The organism is Viridibacillus sp. KH_047 (assembly GCF_057838945.1).
Window position 1 is genome coordinate 3,540,973 of sequence record NZ_CM174479.1, and the last position, 15,867, is coordinate 3,556,839.

The 15,867-nt window shown below is 35.9% G+C and carries 17 protein-coding genes; 1 reads left to right on the top strand and 16 read right to left on the bottom strand.

Annotation, left to right across the window (positions count from 1 at the left end; all coding sequences use genetic code 11):
• Positions 1 to 64: 64 nt before the first annotated feature.
• The 7 genes from AC3IS5_RS17445 to AC3IS5_RS17475 all read right to left on the bottom strand — a co-directional run bounded on the left by AC3IS5_RS17445 (position 65) and on the right by AC3IS5_RS17475 (position 7,384).
• Positions 65 to 2,455 (bottom strand): EAL domain-containing protein, encoded by a 2,391-nt coding sequence (locus AC3IS5_RS17445; RefSeq protein ID WP_489425522.1) that lies wholly within the window; start codon positions 2,453 to 2,455, stop codon positions 65 to 67.
• 189 nt (positions 2,456 to 2,644) lie between these two features.
• A complete protein-coding gene (hpf, locus tag AC3IS5_RS17450) occupies positions 2,645 to 3,205 on the bottom strand; it encodes a ribosome hibernation-promoting factor, HPF/YfiA family (RefSeq protein ID WP_489425523.1) in 561 nt (186 codons plus the stop codon).
• 127 nt (positions 3,206 to 3,332) lie between these two features.
• The gene (locus tag AC3IS5_RS17455; RefSeq protein WP_489425524.1) at positions 3,333 to 3,725 is read right to left on the bottom strand and encodes a PilZ domain-containing protein; all 393 of its coding nucleotides are present in this window, start codon (positions 3,723 to 3,725) and stop codon (positions 3,333 to 3,335) included.
• A 114-nt stretch (positions 3,726 to 3,839) separates the two neighbouring features.
• A complete protein-coding gene (gene fliT / locus AC3IS5_RS17460) occupies positions 3,840 to 4,199 on the bottom strand; it encodes a flagellar protein FliT (protein WP_489425525.1) in 360 nt (119 codons plus the stop codon).
• Positions 4,199 to 4,603 (bottom strand): flagellar export chaperone FliS, encoded by a 405-nt coding sequence (fliS, locus tag AC3IS5_RS17465; RefSeq protein ID WP_489425526.1) that lies wholly within the window; start codon positions 4,601 to 4,603, stop codon positions 4,199 to 4,201. Before fliS ends, fliT begins: the two co-directional genes overlap by 1 nt.
• A gap of 36 nt (positions 4,604 to 4,639) precedes the next feature.
• Entirely contained in the window at positions 4,640 to 6,994 is a 2,355-nt protein-coding gene (gene fliD / locus AC3IS5_RS17470) for a flagellar filament capping protein FliD (RefSeq protein WP_489425527.1), read from the bottom strand.
• Between the two features lie 27 nt (positions 6,995 to 7,021).
• Positions 7,022 to 7,384 carry a flagellar protein FlaG gene (locus AC3IS5_RS17475; protein WP_489425528.1) on the bottom strand — a complete coding sequence of 121 codons (363 nt, stop codon included), beginning with the start codon at positions 7,382 to 7,384 and terminating at the stop codon, positions 7,022 to 7,024.
• Positions 7,385 to 7,526: 142 nt separating this feature from the next.
• Here AC3IS5_RS17475 and AC3IS5_RS17480 point away from each other — a divergent pair, with 142 nt between their 5' ends.
• Entirely contained in the window at positions 7,527 to 8,339 is an 813-nt protein-coding gene (locus AC3IS5_RS17480; RefSeq protein ID WP_489425529.1) for a flagellin, read from the top strand.
• Positions 8,340 to 8,598: 259 nt separating this feature from the next.
• Here AC3IS5_RS17480 and fliB read toward each other — a convergent pair whose 3' ends face one another.
• From fliB to flgM, 9 genes are all read right to left on the bottom strand, one after another.
• Positions 8,599 to 9,807, bottom strand: coding sequence for a flagellin lysine-N-methylase (gene fliB / locus AC3IS5_RS17485; RefSeq protein WP_489425530.1), 1,209 nt, complete (start codon positions 9,805 to 9,807; stop codon positions 8,599 to 8,601).
• A gap of 152 nt (positions 9,808 to 9,959) precedes the next feature.
• On the bottom strand, positions 9,960 to 10,772 hold the full coding sequence (locus AC3IS5_RS17490) for a flagellin N-terminal helical domain-containing protein (protein WP_489425531.1): 813 nt from the start codon (positions 10,770 to 10,772) through the stop codon (positions 9,960 to 9,962).
• 142 nt (positions 10,773 to 10,914) lie between these two features.
• On the bottom strand, positions 10,915 to 11,139 hold the full coding sequence (gene csrA / locus AC3IS5_RS17495) for a carbon storage regulator CsrA (RefSeq protein ID WP_489425532.1): 225 nt from the start codon (positions 11,137 to 11,139) through the stop codon (positions 10,915 to 10,917).
• Positions 11,139 to 11,582: a flagellar assembly protein FliW gene (gene fliW / locus AC3IS5_RS17500; RefSeq protein ID WP_489425533.1), complete on the bottom strand. Its 444-nt coding sequence runs from the start codon at positions 11,580 to 11,582 to the stop codon at positions 11,139 to 11,141. The genes csrA and fliW overlap by 1 nt, the downstream gene beginning before the upstream one ends.
• A 2-nt stretch (positions 11,583 to 11,584) precedes the next feature.
• Positions 11,585 to 12,148 carry a DUF6470 family protein gene (locus AC3IS5_RS17505; protein ID WP_489425534.1) on the bottom strand — a complete coding sequence of 188 codons (564 nt, stop codon included), beginning with the start codon at positions 12,146 to 12,148 and terminating at the stop codon, positions 11,585 to 11,587.
• Positions 12,149 to 12,215: 67 nt separating this feature from the next.
• The gene (flgL, locus tag AC3IS5_RS17510) at positions 12,216 to 13,130 is read right to left on the bottom strand and encodes a flagellar hook-associated protein FlgL (RefSeq protein ID WP_489425535.1); all 915 of its coding nucleotides are present in this window, start codon (positions 13,128 to 13,130) and stop codon (positions 12,216 to 12,218) included.
• Positions 13,131 to 13,142: 12 nt separating this feature from the next.
• Positions 13,143 to 14,711, bottom strand: a complete 1,569-nt coding sequence (gene flgK / locus AC3IS5_RS17515; RefSeq protein WP_489425536.1) for a flagellar hook-associated protein FlgK — start codon at positions 14,709 to 14,711, stop codon at positions 13,143 to 13,145.
• 21 nt (positions 14,712 to 14,732) lie between these two features.
• Complete coding sequence (locus AC3IS5_RS17520) at positions 14,733 to 15,224, bottom strand: flagellar protein FlgN (RefSeq protein ID WP_489425537.1); 492 nt, start codon at positions 15,222 to 15,224, stop codon at positions 14,733 to 14,735.
• Positions 15,225 to 15,242: 18 nt separating this feature from the next.
• Entirely contained in the window at positions 15,243 to 15,506 is a 264-nt protein-coding gene (gene flgM / locus AC3IS5_RS17525) for a flagellar biosynthesis anti-sigma factor FlgM (protein ID WP_489425538.1), read from the bottom strand.
• Positions 15,507 to 15,867 lie beyond the last annotated feature (361 nt).

A 15,867-nucleotide genomic window follows, 5' to 3' on the forward strand; every position in this document is an offset into this window, starting at 1 on the left:
CATATAGTCTCAAAGCTCATTTTAACACTGATTTGATACTCAGTGCAAATGAACCCTAGTTATTTTACAATTGAATTTCTCCATATTTTTCATCTACAAATGTGAAAAGTCCTTCTTGTGTTATAGGTCTACTATAAAAATAGCCTTGTACCTTGTCGACTTGAAGCATATTTAACATCTGCATTTGCTTCTCTGTTTCGACACCTTCCGCCACAACTTTCAGTCCTAAACTATGCGCCATTTCAATAATATAATGCACCATTGTTGCCATTTTAGGATCTTCATCCATTTCTTGAATAAACGAACGATCTAGCTTTACTCGATCAATTGGCAAACGACGTAAATAATTTAGTGACGAATAGCCTGTCCCAAAATCATCTAAGGCAAGAGCGATTCCTAATTTCTTTAACGCTAAAAGTTTTTCAATTGTTTCCTCTAAACGATCGATGACAACGGATTCTGTAATTTCTAGCTCAATTAATGAAGGATCAATATTGTATTTTGCAATTGCTGTTTTTACTTGCTCTACAAAATTCCGTTCCCTTAGTTGCACCGAACTAATATTTAAACCGATTCGATGTAACCTTGGATAATGCTGTTTTAACATCTTTGCCATCTTAATACCTTCATCTATGACCCAAGCGCCAATTGAACGTATCTGGCCAGAACTCTCCGCTAAAGGAATAAATTCATCAGGTGACACCATTCCCCATTCTGGATGATTCCAGCGAATTAAGGCCTCTGCACTCGCCATGTAACCTAAGGAAACATTTAATTGGGGTTGAAAGAATAACTCAAATTCATTATTTTCAAGTGCGGTCCGTAACCCCGCCTCTAAACGCATCTTCTTTTCAAAAATTTCCTGCATCTCACCTTGGAAAAACTCAACACGGTTCCGCCCTTGTTTCTTCGCTTCATAAAGAGCCGTATCTGCCTTCGCTAATAACCCTGCCCTTGATTTGCTATCTCTCGGATATACTGCAACGCCTATAGAAGCAGTAGCGAATACATCATGGCCATTCAAAATGAATGGTTCATTGAATGATATCAGTATTTCTTTTAGTTTTTGCTGACTAGCTTCACAATTTGCTTTAAGTAATAAGATAAATTCGTCACCGCCGAAGCGACCTAAATAACTACTTTTACTTAGCCTCGTTTGTACACGTTGTCCGACTTGAATTAATAACTCATCACCATAAGCATGACCATGTGTATCATTTACTTCTTTGAAATTATCAACATCAATAAAAGCGACAGTCATTTCTTCATTTTGCAAGCGACAATGACGAATTCCGACATCTATTCGACGCTCAATGGAAGAGCGATTTGGTAATTTAGTTAGCATATCAAAGCTTGCTTGAAAATTCAAAATTTCCATCTGCTTATGTATTTGATTACCCATTTGTTCCGCTGCATCTGCTATTCGTCCTACTTCATCTCGGCGTTGAATTTTGAATTTCTTTGTATAATCTCCCTTTTCAATATGCTTTAATTGGTCAACTACGGAATTAAAATCTTTCATTGAATAAGTCATCACAGCTTTAATGACAAAAAGTAAAATAAGAATAGCGACCAACCAGAAGAAAACATTTCTCTTTTGGAAATCTTTTAAAGGTGCTAAAACTTTCTCTTCGGGAACATAAACACCCATCTTCCAATCACTATTACTCACCTTGCGTAATTCGACATAATATTTACCTTTATCAATAGATACCTGTGAGCTTATGTTCAATGGAATATGCTCTTTTTTAAATAATGGCCAGATTTGATTCTCATCGAATAAGACTTGTCCATCTGAAGAGAAGAGAACGATATTTTGACCCGTAATACCACCTGTTTTAGCGGTAGGTAAAATCTTATTTAGAGCCATATCAATGGCTATATAGCCTAATCTCTTATCATTTGTGGTAACTGGATAAATTACGCTAATTGTACGCGTTTTCGTATGTTCATCTTGATAGGGTTTTGTATAAATAACTCCTTCGTTTTTTGTAGCTAGTGTTAACCAAGAACGTTTTTTTATACCAATCATATCTTCAGCCAATAATCCTGAATTCCCTGTCATAAATTCTCCATTAGCATCAGTAATCCATATAAGATCAATATAACTACTCTTACTTTTAGCATCATCTAATAATTTCTGTACAGAATTATTTGAGTCATAAAGTTTTGCATTGTCACGTGTATACGCTTTTTGTAAGTACGCTTCTACTTCCTTCTTTTCACCAATACGCTCAGCAATCAACCTTTTCTGAAATAACTCATTTGAAAACTGTTTCTCAATACTTTGTATTTCATGTGAAAGTTCCTTTTCCAATTGTTGTAATTGCATTTTCTTTGTATTCGAATATGTATAAGTTGCAGTAAGTATAAAAAAAGAAAGTACGACGATTAACATAGGTACTAAAACTTTCCAAGTAAAGCTTATTTCATTCAACCAAAACTTTTTAACCACTAACACACCTCACCAAATAATACATTAGAACTAATATATACCTATTTTATTACATGGAAAAAATATTGCAATATAAATATTTTATTGGTATATAAAGTAATTTTTCAATAAATATAGTTTTATGAAATTCGTTTTTTTCGCATAAAAAAACACCCCTCATTTTAAATGAGGGATGAAAATAGTTAATGGTTAGTTAGTTTCAATTAAGCCGTATTTGCCGTCGCTACGTTTATAGACTATGTTCGTACCATCTGTTTCTGCATCTGTAAAGATGAAGAAATCATGACCAAGTAGGTTCATTTGAAGAACAGCTTCCTCATGATCCATTGGTTTTAATGAGAATTGTTTAGTACGCACGATTGTTAATTCGTCCTCTTCTTCAGTAACAGCCGCTGCAGTCGGTGATGATTGAACAGTAGCAAAATAATAGCCTACACCTTCACGCTCACGGAATTTTCGGTTCACTTTTGTTTTGTGTTTACGAATTTGTCGCTCAAGTTTGTTGATAATTAAATCAATACCTGCATATAAATCTGCATTGCGCTCTTCAGCACGTAATGTTAGGTTTTTCATAGGAATAGTTACTTCAACTTTAGTTTGCTTATCATTGTAAAGCTTCAAGTTAACGTTAGCTGTTGCTTCGAAATCTTCGTTGAAATAACGCTCCATTTTTTGAATCTTGTTTTCAACGTACTCTCGAATTGCTGGAGTCACCTCAATGTTTTCACCACGAATGTTAAATGTTAGCATGTAAACTCCTCCTTTATTTCAACCATGTCTTACTAATTCTACACTTCCCTAAAAACTCCTTCTTAAACCGTAAAAAACTTTTAAAAAATTTAGGAATTCTGCAGAATTTTGTCGAAATATTGAACACTCAATTATCAGAAGACGGTTTATTAGTCATCACTTCAGTGCGTCGTCTCGCTTTGAGTTCTGAAATAATCATCTCTTCAACCGATTCATCTTCTTCTAAATCAATGCCATATACATACGAGCCATTACCTGATTTTTTCCATTTCACTTCACCTATTGTACGTATAGGCTTCGAAAAAAGAACAAACATTAACTCCATTCGAATTAAATAATTCTCCGCAGGCAAATTTAGAGGTGTTGATAATCTCAAGCCACTCGGACTCATATCTAAAATCAAACAGTCAGCTTTACTCGATAATTTACCCTGTTCCTTGCCATCCATACACAAACGAAATTCAGCTTTCACAGGCTCTTGAAGAATATGGCGAAACGACTCCAAACGATTATATTTCATCAGAACTCACCTTCTCTTTTTATGTAATTTTATTATAATTAAATTGTTTATATTGGTAAATCGACAGGTATAAGTGATTATAAAACCCTCCTCGTTGGGTGAGGAGGGTTGAAGTTATTTTTTTCGGTCATAATACATGCCATCCATCGTACGAACAGATGCATATGGATTAGTGTACTTTTGCTCCGAAGCTTTAGTTGTTTGGAGTTGCTGCATATCAGCTTTAATCAAATTTTTCACTTTCAAAAGACGTTCTTGAATTCCTTTATCCAATTCAATCAGGTTCTTTAAAAGTGGATGATTATTCAATGCATCCGGTTCGTTAACCTGCAAATCATCTATGATGGCTCCACGAGCATCCAATAGAGTATCTATCTTCTCGATAAAAGCATCACGGTCTTTATCAGCTGGTAAATTAGTTAGGTGTGAATAAAGCTGTTCAGAAGCAATTAGCAATTGCTGCACGTTCCCCATCAAATCTGATTCCCTGTAAATTGTTGTTGACGATTTAAACGTATAACTTCTTTCCATGTATCACGGAATTCTACAACATAGCCCTCAACTTCATCAATTATTGCTACATCATTTTTGATATTCGCTTCAACTAAACGACGATTCATATATTCATATAAATTCAGCATTTGTTCAGAAATCTCAATATCCATGTTCAACGTTGACATTAATTCAGAGATAATTGCTTGCGCTTTTAATAGATTCGTATTCTTTGCTTCTACATCTTTAGCCTCAATAGCAAGTTTACCTTTATGTAAAAACTTAATACATCCATTATAAAGCATTAATGTAAGCTCACCAGGGGATGCCGTCGTCACACTATTTTGTTTATAGGCTTGATGCGCTGATTGTGCTGCCAAAATCATACAACTCCTTCAAAATGTTTACTACTATTATACCAGTTATTGTCCGCCAAATTGCGCGAAAATTGACGATTGTGAGTTGGCTTTGTTGATTGCTACTTCCATTGCAGAGAATTGTTTCCAATAGCGTGCTTCAACGTCTTTTAGGCGGTCCGTGAGAGTTGTAATACGTTTATCCGTATCTAGAAGGCTTTTACCAATAGAATACTGGTTATCAGTCATAGTAGCACGGCCAGCTTTACGCTCAATGTTTTTTGTAAAATCACTCATTGAATCACGTAAACGTTTAATAATTCCTCTAGTGTCTCCTTCAGGCGCGTCTTTCGCACCAGCTTGTGTAAAGGTTTTCGATACAAGATCTGGATCATCTGTTAAAGCTTTACGTAATTTTGTTTCATTGATGACAAGCTTACCACCATCAGTATAGCTATTTGAAGTAGTGATACCCATTTCAGCCAATGTATCAATGACTTGATCGCCTAATCCATTAACTTGTCCATAGATAGAATTGCGCATATCACTTAAGCCATTACGGATAATAGAATCACTTCTCAAAAGCCCACTTTGCGCTTTCTCATCCCATAACTTTTGTTCGCTTTCTGACATATCCTTACGTTGTTCAGCAGTTAGAGGTGGATAATCACGATATTTGGTTTCTTTAAGTTGTGAATTCATGCCTTCAATCAATTCATTATACTTTGAAACAAATTCTTTTATTTTATCTACCATAGAATCGATATCATTATTCGAAGTGACGCTTACATTCCCTGTTACCTTTGTCGTATCTAAACTATTATCACCACGAATAGCATCATTATTGAACGTATCGTTTAATGTAACACTGTAGCCTGATATACTAGCTGTATTGGATTGACTTTCCATAACTAAACCATTGACTGCGTATATAGCATTTTGGCCGCTATTATTGCTAGATAAATTAATAGATTGGGTCCCTTTACTATCAATACCCTCTTCCTTTGTATCATCCTTTATAAATCCTAACGCAGCAAAGAGTTCCTTACTACCGTCAACTGGAATATCATTTCCAGATTCGTCTTTAATATTTGTAACGAGTTGAATCTCACCTAGAACATTTGGATCCTTAGCTTTACCAGTATTATTCGCAACAAGTGACATCTGCCCTTGGGAGAACATAGCTGTTACACCTGCTCCAGAGTTATTTAAACGCTTAACAAAAGTATCAATTGTATCTGTTGAGTTATATGTAACTTTTGTCTTCTTCATGGTGCCATCCGCTTGTACTACATCTAAAGTAATTGAACCATCTTTAAGTCCTAAATGCCCTAATGCTGTTGTTCCTGATGGAGTTTGTACCGTATCAGTAGTTTTTAGTTTAACGATATGCGCACTACTTTGTGATGTAGTTGATTTAATGCCTAAGTTGCTTAACATTTCAAATGAATCTTTGTCTGCAGCCGTAACAGTTTCACCCGGGTTACTAGCTGTAATTGATAGTTTTCCTGTTGCTTCATTATAAGAAGCTCTAATGCCATTTTCGTCATTAAGCTCAGTAAGTAATGATTCAATGGTATCGCCTGCTTTAACTTCAATTGCTACATTTTTGTCGCCAACTTTGAAATTGTATGTGCCTGGATTAATATTAAGCGTATTTAAATCTGTTGTTTTAGGGGCAACTACTTCTTCGTCACCATTCTTCACTTTTATTCCTCCAACTGTAGTAGAAGTAGAGAAACCAAATAATTTTAATTTATCTGCACTATTTGAATCCGCAATAGTGAATGATGCATCTTTACCTGAAATTTTAAATCTACCAGTTGACTCATCGTAACTAGAGGTATCTAAACCTATTCCTTCTAGTGCTTTAACAAAACCTCCAACAGTCATACCATCAGTAATCTCAATGGTCTTTGGGGTTGTAGTTACATTACCATCAGCATCTTTAGTTGTAACATTCAAAGTAATTTTATCCCCAGCACTAATACCGGGATTAGGGCCTCCAAGAGATTCTTCAAAAAGATACTTTAATGAATCATCATTCTTAGCATAACGGTTTGATGTTTCTTTAGCAGTTGCAATATCAGCTTTAGCTGCCTTTGCTAATTGTTTTACAGCTTGAATATCCAATGCACCTGAAGCACCTGATCCAGCACTAACTGAAACCTTATTGCTATGAATTCCTGTTACAGCGGACGTTTTTTTCCCAAAACTACTTGATAATCCAAAGTTATCAAATAAATAGTTACTAAATGTACTAAGTTTTGTATTTATTCCACGGTAAGCATCACGTTGCCATTCATATGTTGTTTTCTTTTGATTTAATTTGTTTAGTGGCACTCGTTCTGCCGACATTAATTTTTCTACAAGAGCATCAATATCCATACCTGATGCTAATCCACCTACACGGTTTACCATTTATATTACCTCCCAGTAATCAAGATTTTAAATTGTTTCGTCTACAACCATTCCCAAATACTTTTGCATTGTGTAATAGGCATCCAACAGTGTTTTCGGTGGGATTTCACGTACCACTTCATCTGTTATGGTGTCTACTACTTGTACAAAGTAACGGTTAAGCCCATCGTGTAATACAAATTTTGAGCTTTTGCTATGAAACTCCATAAATTCATTGAGCGCATTTACTGCTCTTTCTAACGTTTCTTTAGTTGGCTGTTCCTCTTGTGGTGACTGCTGTTGCACTTTAATCATTTTATCCATGTCACCCACTTCGACAATAGATGCCTTGTCTTGCGGTATAACTGTAGTTGTGACATTCTCAATGGGTGCTTGTGACGATATTCGCATTTGACTCAATCCTCCTACACTCACAATATTTCTTACTGTTATTATCGGAGTCATCTAAGAATCTTTCAGCCAATCTAAAAATTTCACAAGATTCAACCGATATTACATTTGGAAACAAATATTTCACATGGAGGTGAATAGATTGAGAATACAAGATAAGGCATGGACGACCTTTGCAAATAACCGTGTTCAAAAGAATCAATCTGCAATCACAAAAACACTGGAGAAGTTATCAGGTGGGGATAAAATTGTGCGAGCTGCATTAAATGCTTCTGGACTTAGTATTTCTGAAACGATGCGTGCTCAAATTAAAGGTTTATCACAGGCACAACATAATATGCAGAATGGATTATCCGTTTTAGAAATCACGGATTCAGGATTACAAAGTGTAAATGAAGCTTTGCATCGAGGACGTGAGCTAGCTGTACAAGCAGCTAATGATACATTAACAAACGAAGATCGCGATGCTGCACAAAAAGAATTGAATCAGCTAATGGATTCCATTGATGATACTGCGAACTATATGGAGTTTAATACGCAAAAGATTTTAGGAGAAATTCGTCCACTTTACATTCAAGTTGGAGCAAATTCTGGACAGTCACTTGCTATTGATACTGTTGATGTTAGTACAAAAGCACTTAGTTTAGAAAATGCTAGCATACAAACTCAAACTAATGCGAATGACTTAATTGGAAAAATAGATGATGCATTGAACTTTATTTCAAAGAAATTAACAAATGTTGGAGCCGATTACAACAAAATAACTATGCATCATGAAAATGTAGGGCGTACAGAAGAAAACCTTCAAAAATCCGAATCATTGATTCGTGATCCAGATATGGCTCTTGAAATGATGGATTTTGTAAAACAAGGAATTCAAGAGAAAGGAACAACATTACTAATCAATCAAACTAATAGTAATGTAAAATCGCTTTTGGGGTTATTTGAACGTTAAATAGATTTGAACCTTTGAAATAGCTATGTTCCTTATTGATACAAAAAACACCTCCATAATCAGGAAAATATCTTCTGATTATGGAGGTGTTTTAATGTTTGGAATAATTACGCTAATCCAGCATCCCAGTGGCTACAATTATACAAAATCAAAAAGCTACCGAAAATAACTCTTCTGTAGTTTCAATTAAACTATTAGATTAAACCAATTTTATATTATATTATTTAAAGGATATCTGAACTCTCAATATATTTCCAAACTACACCTTTAAAAGAACGAGAATATGCGCCATGGTTGTATAGCCACTATCTTTTAGAGCAGTTCTAACATTAGTTAAATAATTTGAATTATGATCAATTGTTTTCGAGTAAGATTGAATTAATTTTACAACTAAATCCTTCGACAAACCATCATGTGCACCAGCCATCCCTATTAAATGCAATTTAATCATCATAACATTGACAATGAGCATTACAAAACTCTCAAATAAATTAGTTTGGTCATAAGGGAAGAAATTTTTAAATACGTAATTCACAGTATAGTTTTCTAGGATATACTCATGCTTTGAAATAAACGGCTCGTAATATTCTTTAAAGGCTTGAATATAACATTCTATCGAAACATCCGTATCACCTTCAAGTTTCAATGCACCAAACACTTCTTGAAGACAATCTATATATCTTTTGCTTGTAATATTATTGGAAAAGCGATTGTTAATTAACAACTCTTTTGCTAAGTTCATTTGAAATGCAACATTGTGTTCAAGTTTATCGAACGAAGAAGCCATCTCTCCACTTAATAATTGTTTATAATAGTGCGTCATTATTTCTTCTAACTTATGTTCCCATTCTGCTTCAGATATCGATTGAAGTTTTCTATAGAATAAGCCTAATGTCATTAATCGAACTTCAATTTTATGAGATTGTTCCTGAAGTATTTGAATTGTATACATTCTCAATTTCCAGAAGTAAGGATATTCTTCTTTGCTTGAAAATTTTTTCATTACGAAACCTTTTATTTGGTCAGATTCCTCATCTTCTATAAAGTCTATACCTCCTGGTTTCAAAAGGGCTAATCGAGCTGCTTCTGGACAAGATAAAGTAAGACTCTTTTCTACAATATCATCTACTTGATTGAAAATTCTTGGATATACCGAACATGTATTACTTAAATAGCCTTCCCCTAATTGCGAATGAATTTTACATAAGCCATTATTGTCTAATAAATTACATGCACCTTCACTATTCAGTTTCATTTTCCCGTAGTTAGAAAAATTTTGATTTGAACGTACTCGTTTAACACTACTATCTAGCTCTTTTTTAATTGTAGAGTTGGGTAACTTTTTGTATTTTCTATAAGTTTCTTGATCAATTGTTACATTCCAGCCCGCACAACAAGTATCTTCACATGCTGATCCGATACAAGAAAATTCGTTCATATAAGCCGGAAATAATACCTTTCTATTCATAACATCCTCCAAAGTTTATTTCATATAATTTATCAATATCAAAGTCACTCTTAATTACTATATTTCACTATGTATAATTACTATTTTCTATGATATATACCAAAAAATACCGCCCCTCTTTAGAAGGGCGGTAAAGCTTTAGTCAATTAAAATTATTGTAATAATTGAAGAACGCCTTGCGGTTGTTGGTTAGCTTGAGCTAACATAGATTGTGCAGCTTGAGTTAAGATGTTGTTTTTAGTGAACTCCATCATTTCTTTCGCCATATCTGTATCACGGATACGAGATTCAGCAGCAGATAAGTTTTCAGAAGTTGCGCCTAGGTTGTTGATTGTATGTTCTAAACGGTTTTGAACAGCACCTAAATCTGAACGTTGTTTAGAAACTGTTTCTAATGCCGTATCAATAATAGCGATTGCATCATTAGCTCCTGTTTGAGTTGCAATATTAGCTGTAGCAGAAGTTAATGTAGTTGCATCCATTTTATCGATTGATAATTTAATTGCTTGACCACCATTTGCACCAATATGGAATGTTTTATCAGTGAAAGTACCATCCAATAAACCTTGAGTATTGAACTCAGTATCTGTAGAAATACGAGTAATTTCCTCATTTAGTGCTGCAACTTCAGCTTGAAGTGCATCACGGTCAGAGTTAACGTTCGTATCGTTAGCAGATTGTACTGCTAATTCACGCATACGTTGTAGGATTGAGTGTGTTTCGTTAAGAGCACCTTCAGCAGTTTGGATTAAAGAAATTGAATCTTGAGAGTTTTTAGTTGCCATGTCAAGACCACGGATTTGTCCACGCATTTTTTCAGAGATAGCAAGACCAGCTGCGTCATCACCAGCGCGGTTGATTTTGAAACCTGAAGATAATTTTTCTAAGTTTTTAGCTGATTGCGTGTTGTTGAAACCTAAGTTACGGTGTGTGTTTAAAGCTGAAATGTTGTGTTGAATTCTCATTGTGAGATTCCTCCTTGAAATTGTTTTTTAGTTCCACATCCATGTGGACTGCGTCTGACTGATGGCTCGTTTTCACTTACCTTCCGCCTTACAATACTTATATCGTACCTTAATAGAAATGTTTAATAGTTTTTTCGATTTTTTAAAAAGTTTTTTTTGAAAGTTGTTCTATTAATGCTTGTGATACATTCATTGCTTCTTTATTTTGCTCTTGAATCGCTTCATAAACTTCTGAACGATGCACTTTAACTGACTTTGGGGCAACAATGCCTAGCTTGACTTGCTCACCATCTACTGACAGTACCTTTAACTCAATTTGGTCACCAATCATAATAGATTCTCCTGTTTTACGAGTAAGGACTAGCATTATTTCGCACTTCCTTCCAATGTGCTTATTGGATGGCGTAAGTCGTATTTTTCATTGTCTTGGAGAACAATTTGTTTACCTATTTTTTCTTTGATGTTAATAATTACTGGTGCTAGAAGGTTGAGTGTTGATGTCTCGAAAGGCTCTTTTAATGTCACTATAGAATATGTAACAATATCAGACTCCTCTTTAACTTGTAATGCTTTCTTATCTGACTTTGATAAGTCGAATTCATAATCTTTTTTTATTAAGAAGGGAAAAGCAACAACAAATCCTACTTTGATATGTTCAATTGATTGCAATATACCAAATGGTGAATCTTTTTCTAATGGCAGTAATACATATTTCGTGAATTCTTCAAAACCAGGGATACCCTCTTCAAATGTAATTACACTTTCTTCCTCAATTTCTACAGCGCCTAAAAATTTTGTTTCAATCTGCATTTTTATTCTCCTTTAATGACTGTCGTTTCGACTGATGGGTATTGTAACATTGTACCCGTTACATCTCCTTGTTTGTAGTCGTGAACTACTTTACCAATTTGAACATCAATTTTCGGATCTTGTCGGGTAAATTTTATATCAAGGTTATTAGGTACATATTTTATTTTCACTGCACCGACTGATGGCTTCCACGCGATTCCGATGTTTTTCGGTGGAGGGTTTGCATTGTTTTGGGCAATTGAAGGTATTACACTACTTTTTCCTTTGCCAATATTCATCATTTGGCGTCCTTCGCTTGCACGTCTGCCAACACCCTCTAGAACTTTTTGTCGGCCCTCACTTGCAAACTTTTGAATCGACTCGCGTGGTGTGTACAAACCTAAATCTCTATAGGCCTGAGAAGAATCGATTTGTAATTTTGCTTGTGTTGAATTCATTTTCAGAATAGCTGCGGGCTGCTCGATATGCTGCTGGGCTTGAGGCTGTTTAATCACTTGCACTGGATCAGTTATATTAAGTCCCAATTTTGCATCCGTTGTGCGAATTTGAATTTGATCGAGCTTCATATAAATTTCACTCCTTTGAAAAAGGCCCTCGCTCTATAGTAGCGAGAGCCTTTTGGCTAAGTATGTCTTATAGGAAATCTACTAATGTAGGTTGGAGGATACGGCCACCTACTGATAATGATGCACGGTGAATAGATTCTTCCGTGATTAATTGTGTAATAACTTTTTCGTAATCGACATCTTCATTGTTGGACATTTGTTTTGTGACATTTATCTCTTGTGCCGAAAGGCGGTTCGTCATCATTTCTACACGGTTTTGTTTAGCGCCCACTACCGATAAATTTTGTAATACTATATCTTGCATACCTTGGATTGTTTTACCGAGCCCCGCCGCTTCGTCACCTCCAAGAATTGCACCAATTTCACTTCCATCTGTGTTTGCTTTACTTAATTTACCTGAAATATCCGCCATTAACGATTCCATTTTTTGGAACATATCAAGACCGACAGTGTTTACAGTTAAGTTAACTCCATTATAAACTTCAATATCTACATTACTATTCGCAGCACCATTCCCTACTAAATTGGGATTTATTGCTCCATTTATATATAAAGGCTCCAATGTTTTTGTGCCGCTAAATATATACTTTTCGCCTGATTTACTATTTCCTAAATCCTTTAATTGATCACTAATTTGATCAATTTCTTGTTGTATTTTCTTTCTATCTTCATCTGTATTTGTATCATTAGCTGCTTGCGTTACTAATTCTTGAACACGCTTTAAAGCATCTCCAACTTGACTTAAAGATTCATCTGTCGTATCTAACCAGCTATTTACTTCATTCATATTACGTGTAAATTGTGCATTTTTCACTAAATCTGTACGGTATCCCATACCTTTAATAGCTGCTACTGGATCATCGGAAGGACGAGTCAGCTTTGAGCCTGATGAAATTTGTTGTTGTAAATTCCCCATTTTGTTATAGCTATTACTTAAATTACGTAGCATATTACCTGCTAACATTGATTGTGTTACGCGCATTTAGCTAACCCCCTATACTCCTACACGGCCCATGCCGTTAATAATTTTGTCTAACGTTTCATCAATTACTGTAATCATACGAGCCGATGCATTATAGGCTTGCTGGTATGTAATCATATTCGTCATTTCTTCATCTAATGAAACAGAGCTTACAGAGGCACGATTGTTGTTGACAGTCAGTAGAATCGTTGTCGTATTGAATGCAAGTCGATTTGCTTCTGCACCGTTAACCCCTACCTTAGCTACCATACCTTCATAGTAAGTTTGAGTTGTTGCTCCTCCAAGGTCTGCTAATGCTTTGTCTTTAATTTTAGATAATAAGATGGCATTTTTACCATTACCTTCTTCTCCAGGAGCAGTAGATGCGGCTATTTCGGAACCTTTTGTTATTACCACTTTTATATCCGCGGCTCCTGTACCAGAAAAGAAGTCTCCACCTGGAGTATTACTATCAAGCTGGAATCCACCCTTATGGACTGCATTAAATTCATCAATAAACGCTTTAGCTAATTTATCTAATTCTGCAAGCATTTCTGGATATTCGCCTTTTGCATCTTTTTGAAGTGTTGTACCCGCATCATCGTAACCATATGATTGTATTAAGGCACTCAGTTTCCCGCCACCAATAATTAACTGATTATGACCTACACTTTCAGCACCAAAATTGACCGTATTCTTAGCATTTTCCACCGGCACCATAGCAGATAGTCCAAAGTTAGTAAATGATTGGAATTTTTCATCCTTCGCAAGACCAGCTCCTCCGCTTTGAGCTTGTAGCTGTCTCACTTGTTTTCCATTAACAAGTTCAAGGTCATCCCCATTTTGGTCCTTAACACCTTTGAACTTAATTACTACCGAACCTTCAGCCATCGCTAAGGCGTTACCACCTGATTTTGTATATTCAACTTCGATAGGAAGATAGCCAGACAACTGATCTATCAAGTTATCGCGTGCATCATATAAATCATTTGGCAAATAGCCATTTGGTTCGATTTTTTGAATTTGTTCATTTATCTCAGCAATTTGACGTAAAATAGAGTTTACAGCATCTGTTTCTGTACGAATTTCATTTTTTAAATTACCTTGAATTTCAGCCAGCTGTGAATTTATGTAATTAAATGAATCCGCTAAATGTGCACCTTTTTGTAAAACAACTTCGCGAGCTGCTGCATTTTCAGGATTCGTACTGAGGACTTGTAGCGCTTCATAAAAATCATCGAATGCTTTATTCATACCATATTCAGACGGCTCTGCCATAACATCTTCCATCTGACTAATAGCTTCAGATTTAGAATTCCAATAGCCTAGTTTATTACTCTCTTGTCTAAATTGTCTATCGATAAACTGATCACGAACACGCTGAATAGATCCAGCTTCTACCCCAGTACCAATATGACCTTTTGTCATTGGAGCGTTAAGGCCGGCACCTGGGTAGCCTTGTGTTGCTTGCATGTTAACACGTTGGCGAGAGTAGCCAATTGTATTAGCGTTGGAGATATTGTGGCCGGTTGTGTATAGGGCACTTTGTTGAGTGTATAGGCCTCGTTTACTTGTTTCTAATCCCATAAATGTGGAGCGCATTTTATTTCCTCCTCTGTTTTTCTATGCTTGTGAGTCAAAATTTGTTTTTAAGTTACTGCCGCGAACTTGGGTTTGTGAGTAGTTGATTTGGTTTGGTTGTGGTCGCAGCATATCGAGTGTCATGTTGACGAATTGTAGTGATTGGAAAATCATTTTTTGGTTTAGGTCGTTTTGGTGCTTAAGAGTTTCGATGACGAGTAGCAGTTTTTTGCGTGCTTCGTCTAATTTGAGTTGTTCAATTGGCGTATCAGCTACTTCCATTACTTGAGCGACAGTTGCATGTTCAGCAGAGGCAATTCCTTTTGCCTTAAGGTAATCCGTTACCACTTGCTGACGTTGTTGCTCGAGCTGTGTGATGGCAGCTACGTGCGATTGCTCGTCCTTGAGCAATTGATCGAGTCCGTCCATGTCTCCTGTTTTGATGAACTCCGTTTTGTGATATGCAAGTTCTAACAGGCTCTTATGCATTTTTTCTAATTTATCCATAATGGATAAGATCATTTCAATGGACATTTCTCATACTCCTTTTGCTTATGGGCGATAATATTTCAATATATCTGAAGCGACTTGTTTTGCATCTACTTTATAATTGCCCTCTTGAATTTGCGCTTTTAAAGCTTGTACGCGTTCTGCTCTTTCATCTGCATAACTGACAATTCCTTGAAGATCTTTTGCAGCTGATGAAATCTCAATTTGATCTGCGCTATTCGCTACGGATTTCATAGCAAAGTCAGATTTTACAGGCTGGTTTTTATATGGATTTACAGCGTTCACGCCATAGTTAGTAATTTTCATATAGAATGGCCTCCTCTCAATCGTTCCTTTTATATATTCATTATTTCGGTTGGTTTATATCGATGTTAAGTATTTTGTAATAAAAGCGAAAGACATCCTAATCCGTTTTTTAATTGCTAGTGCTATATGCCTTATTTGTGGGAGGGTAATTGACGGGAGTTTTTGGTGTTGTTTGTTTTGAAGTTTGGTCGCTCTGGGTTTGGTGCTACTCATCCTGGCTTTAGCGCTTCTCGCTCTCCCTTTGGCGCTACTCGCTCTTGCTTTAGCGCTTCTCACTCTTGCTTTGGCGCTTCTCACTCTCTCTTTGGCGCTACTCGCTCACGCTTTGGCGCTTCTCACTCTCTCTTTGGCGCTACTCGCT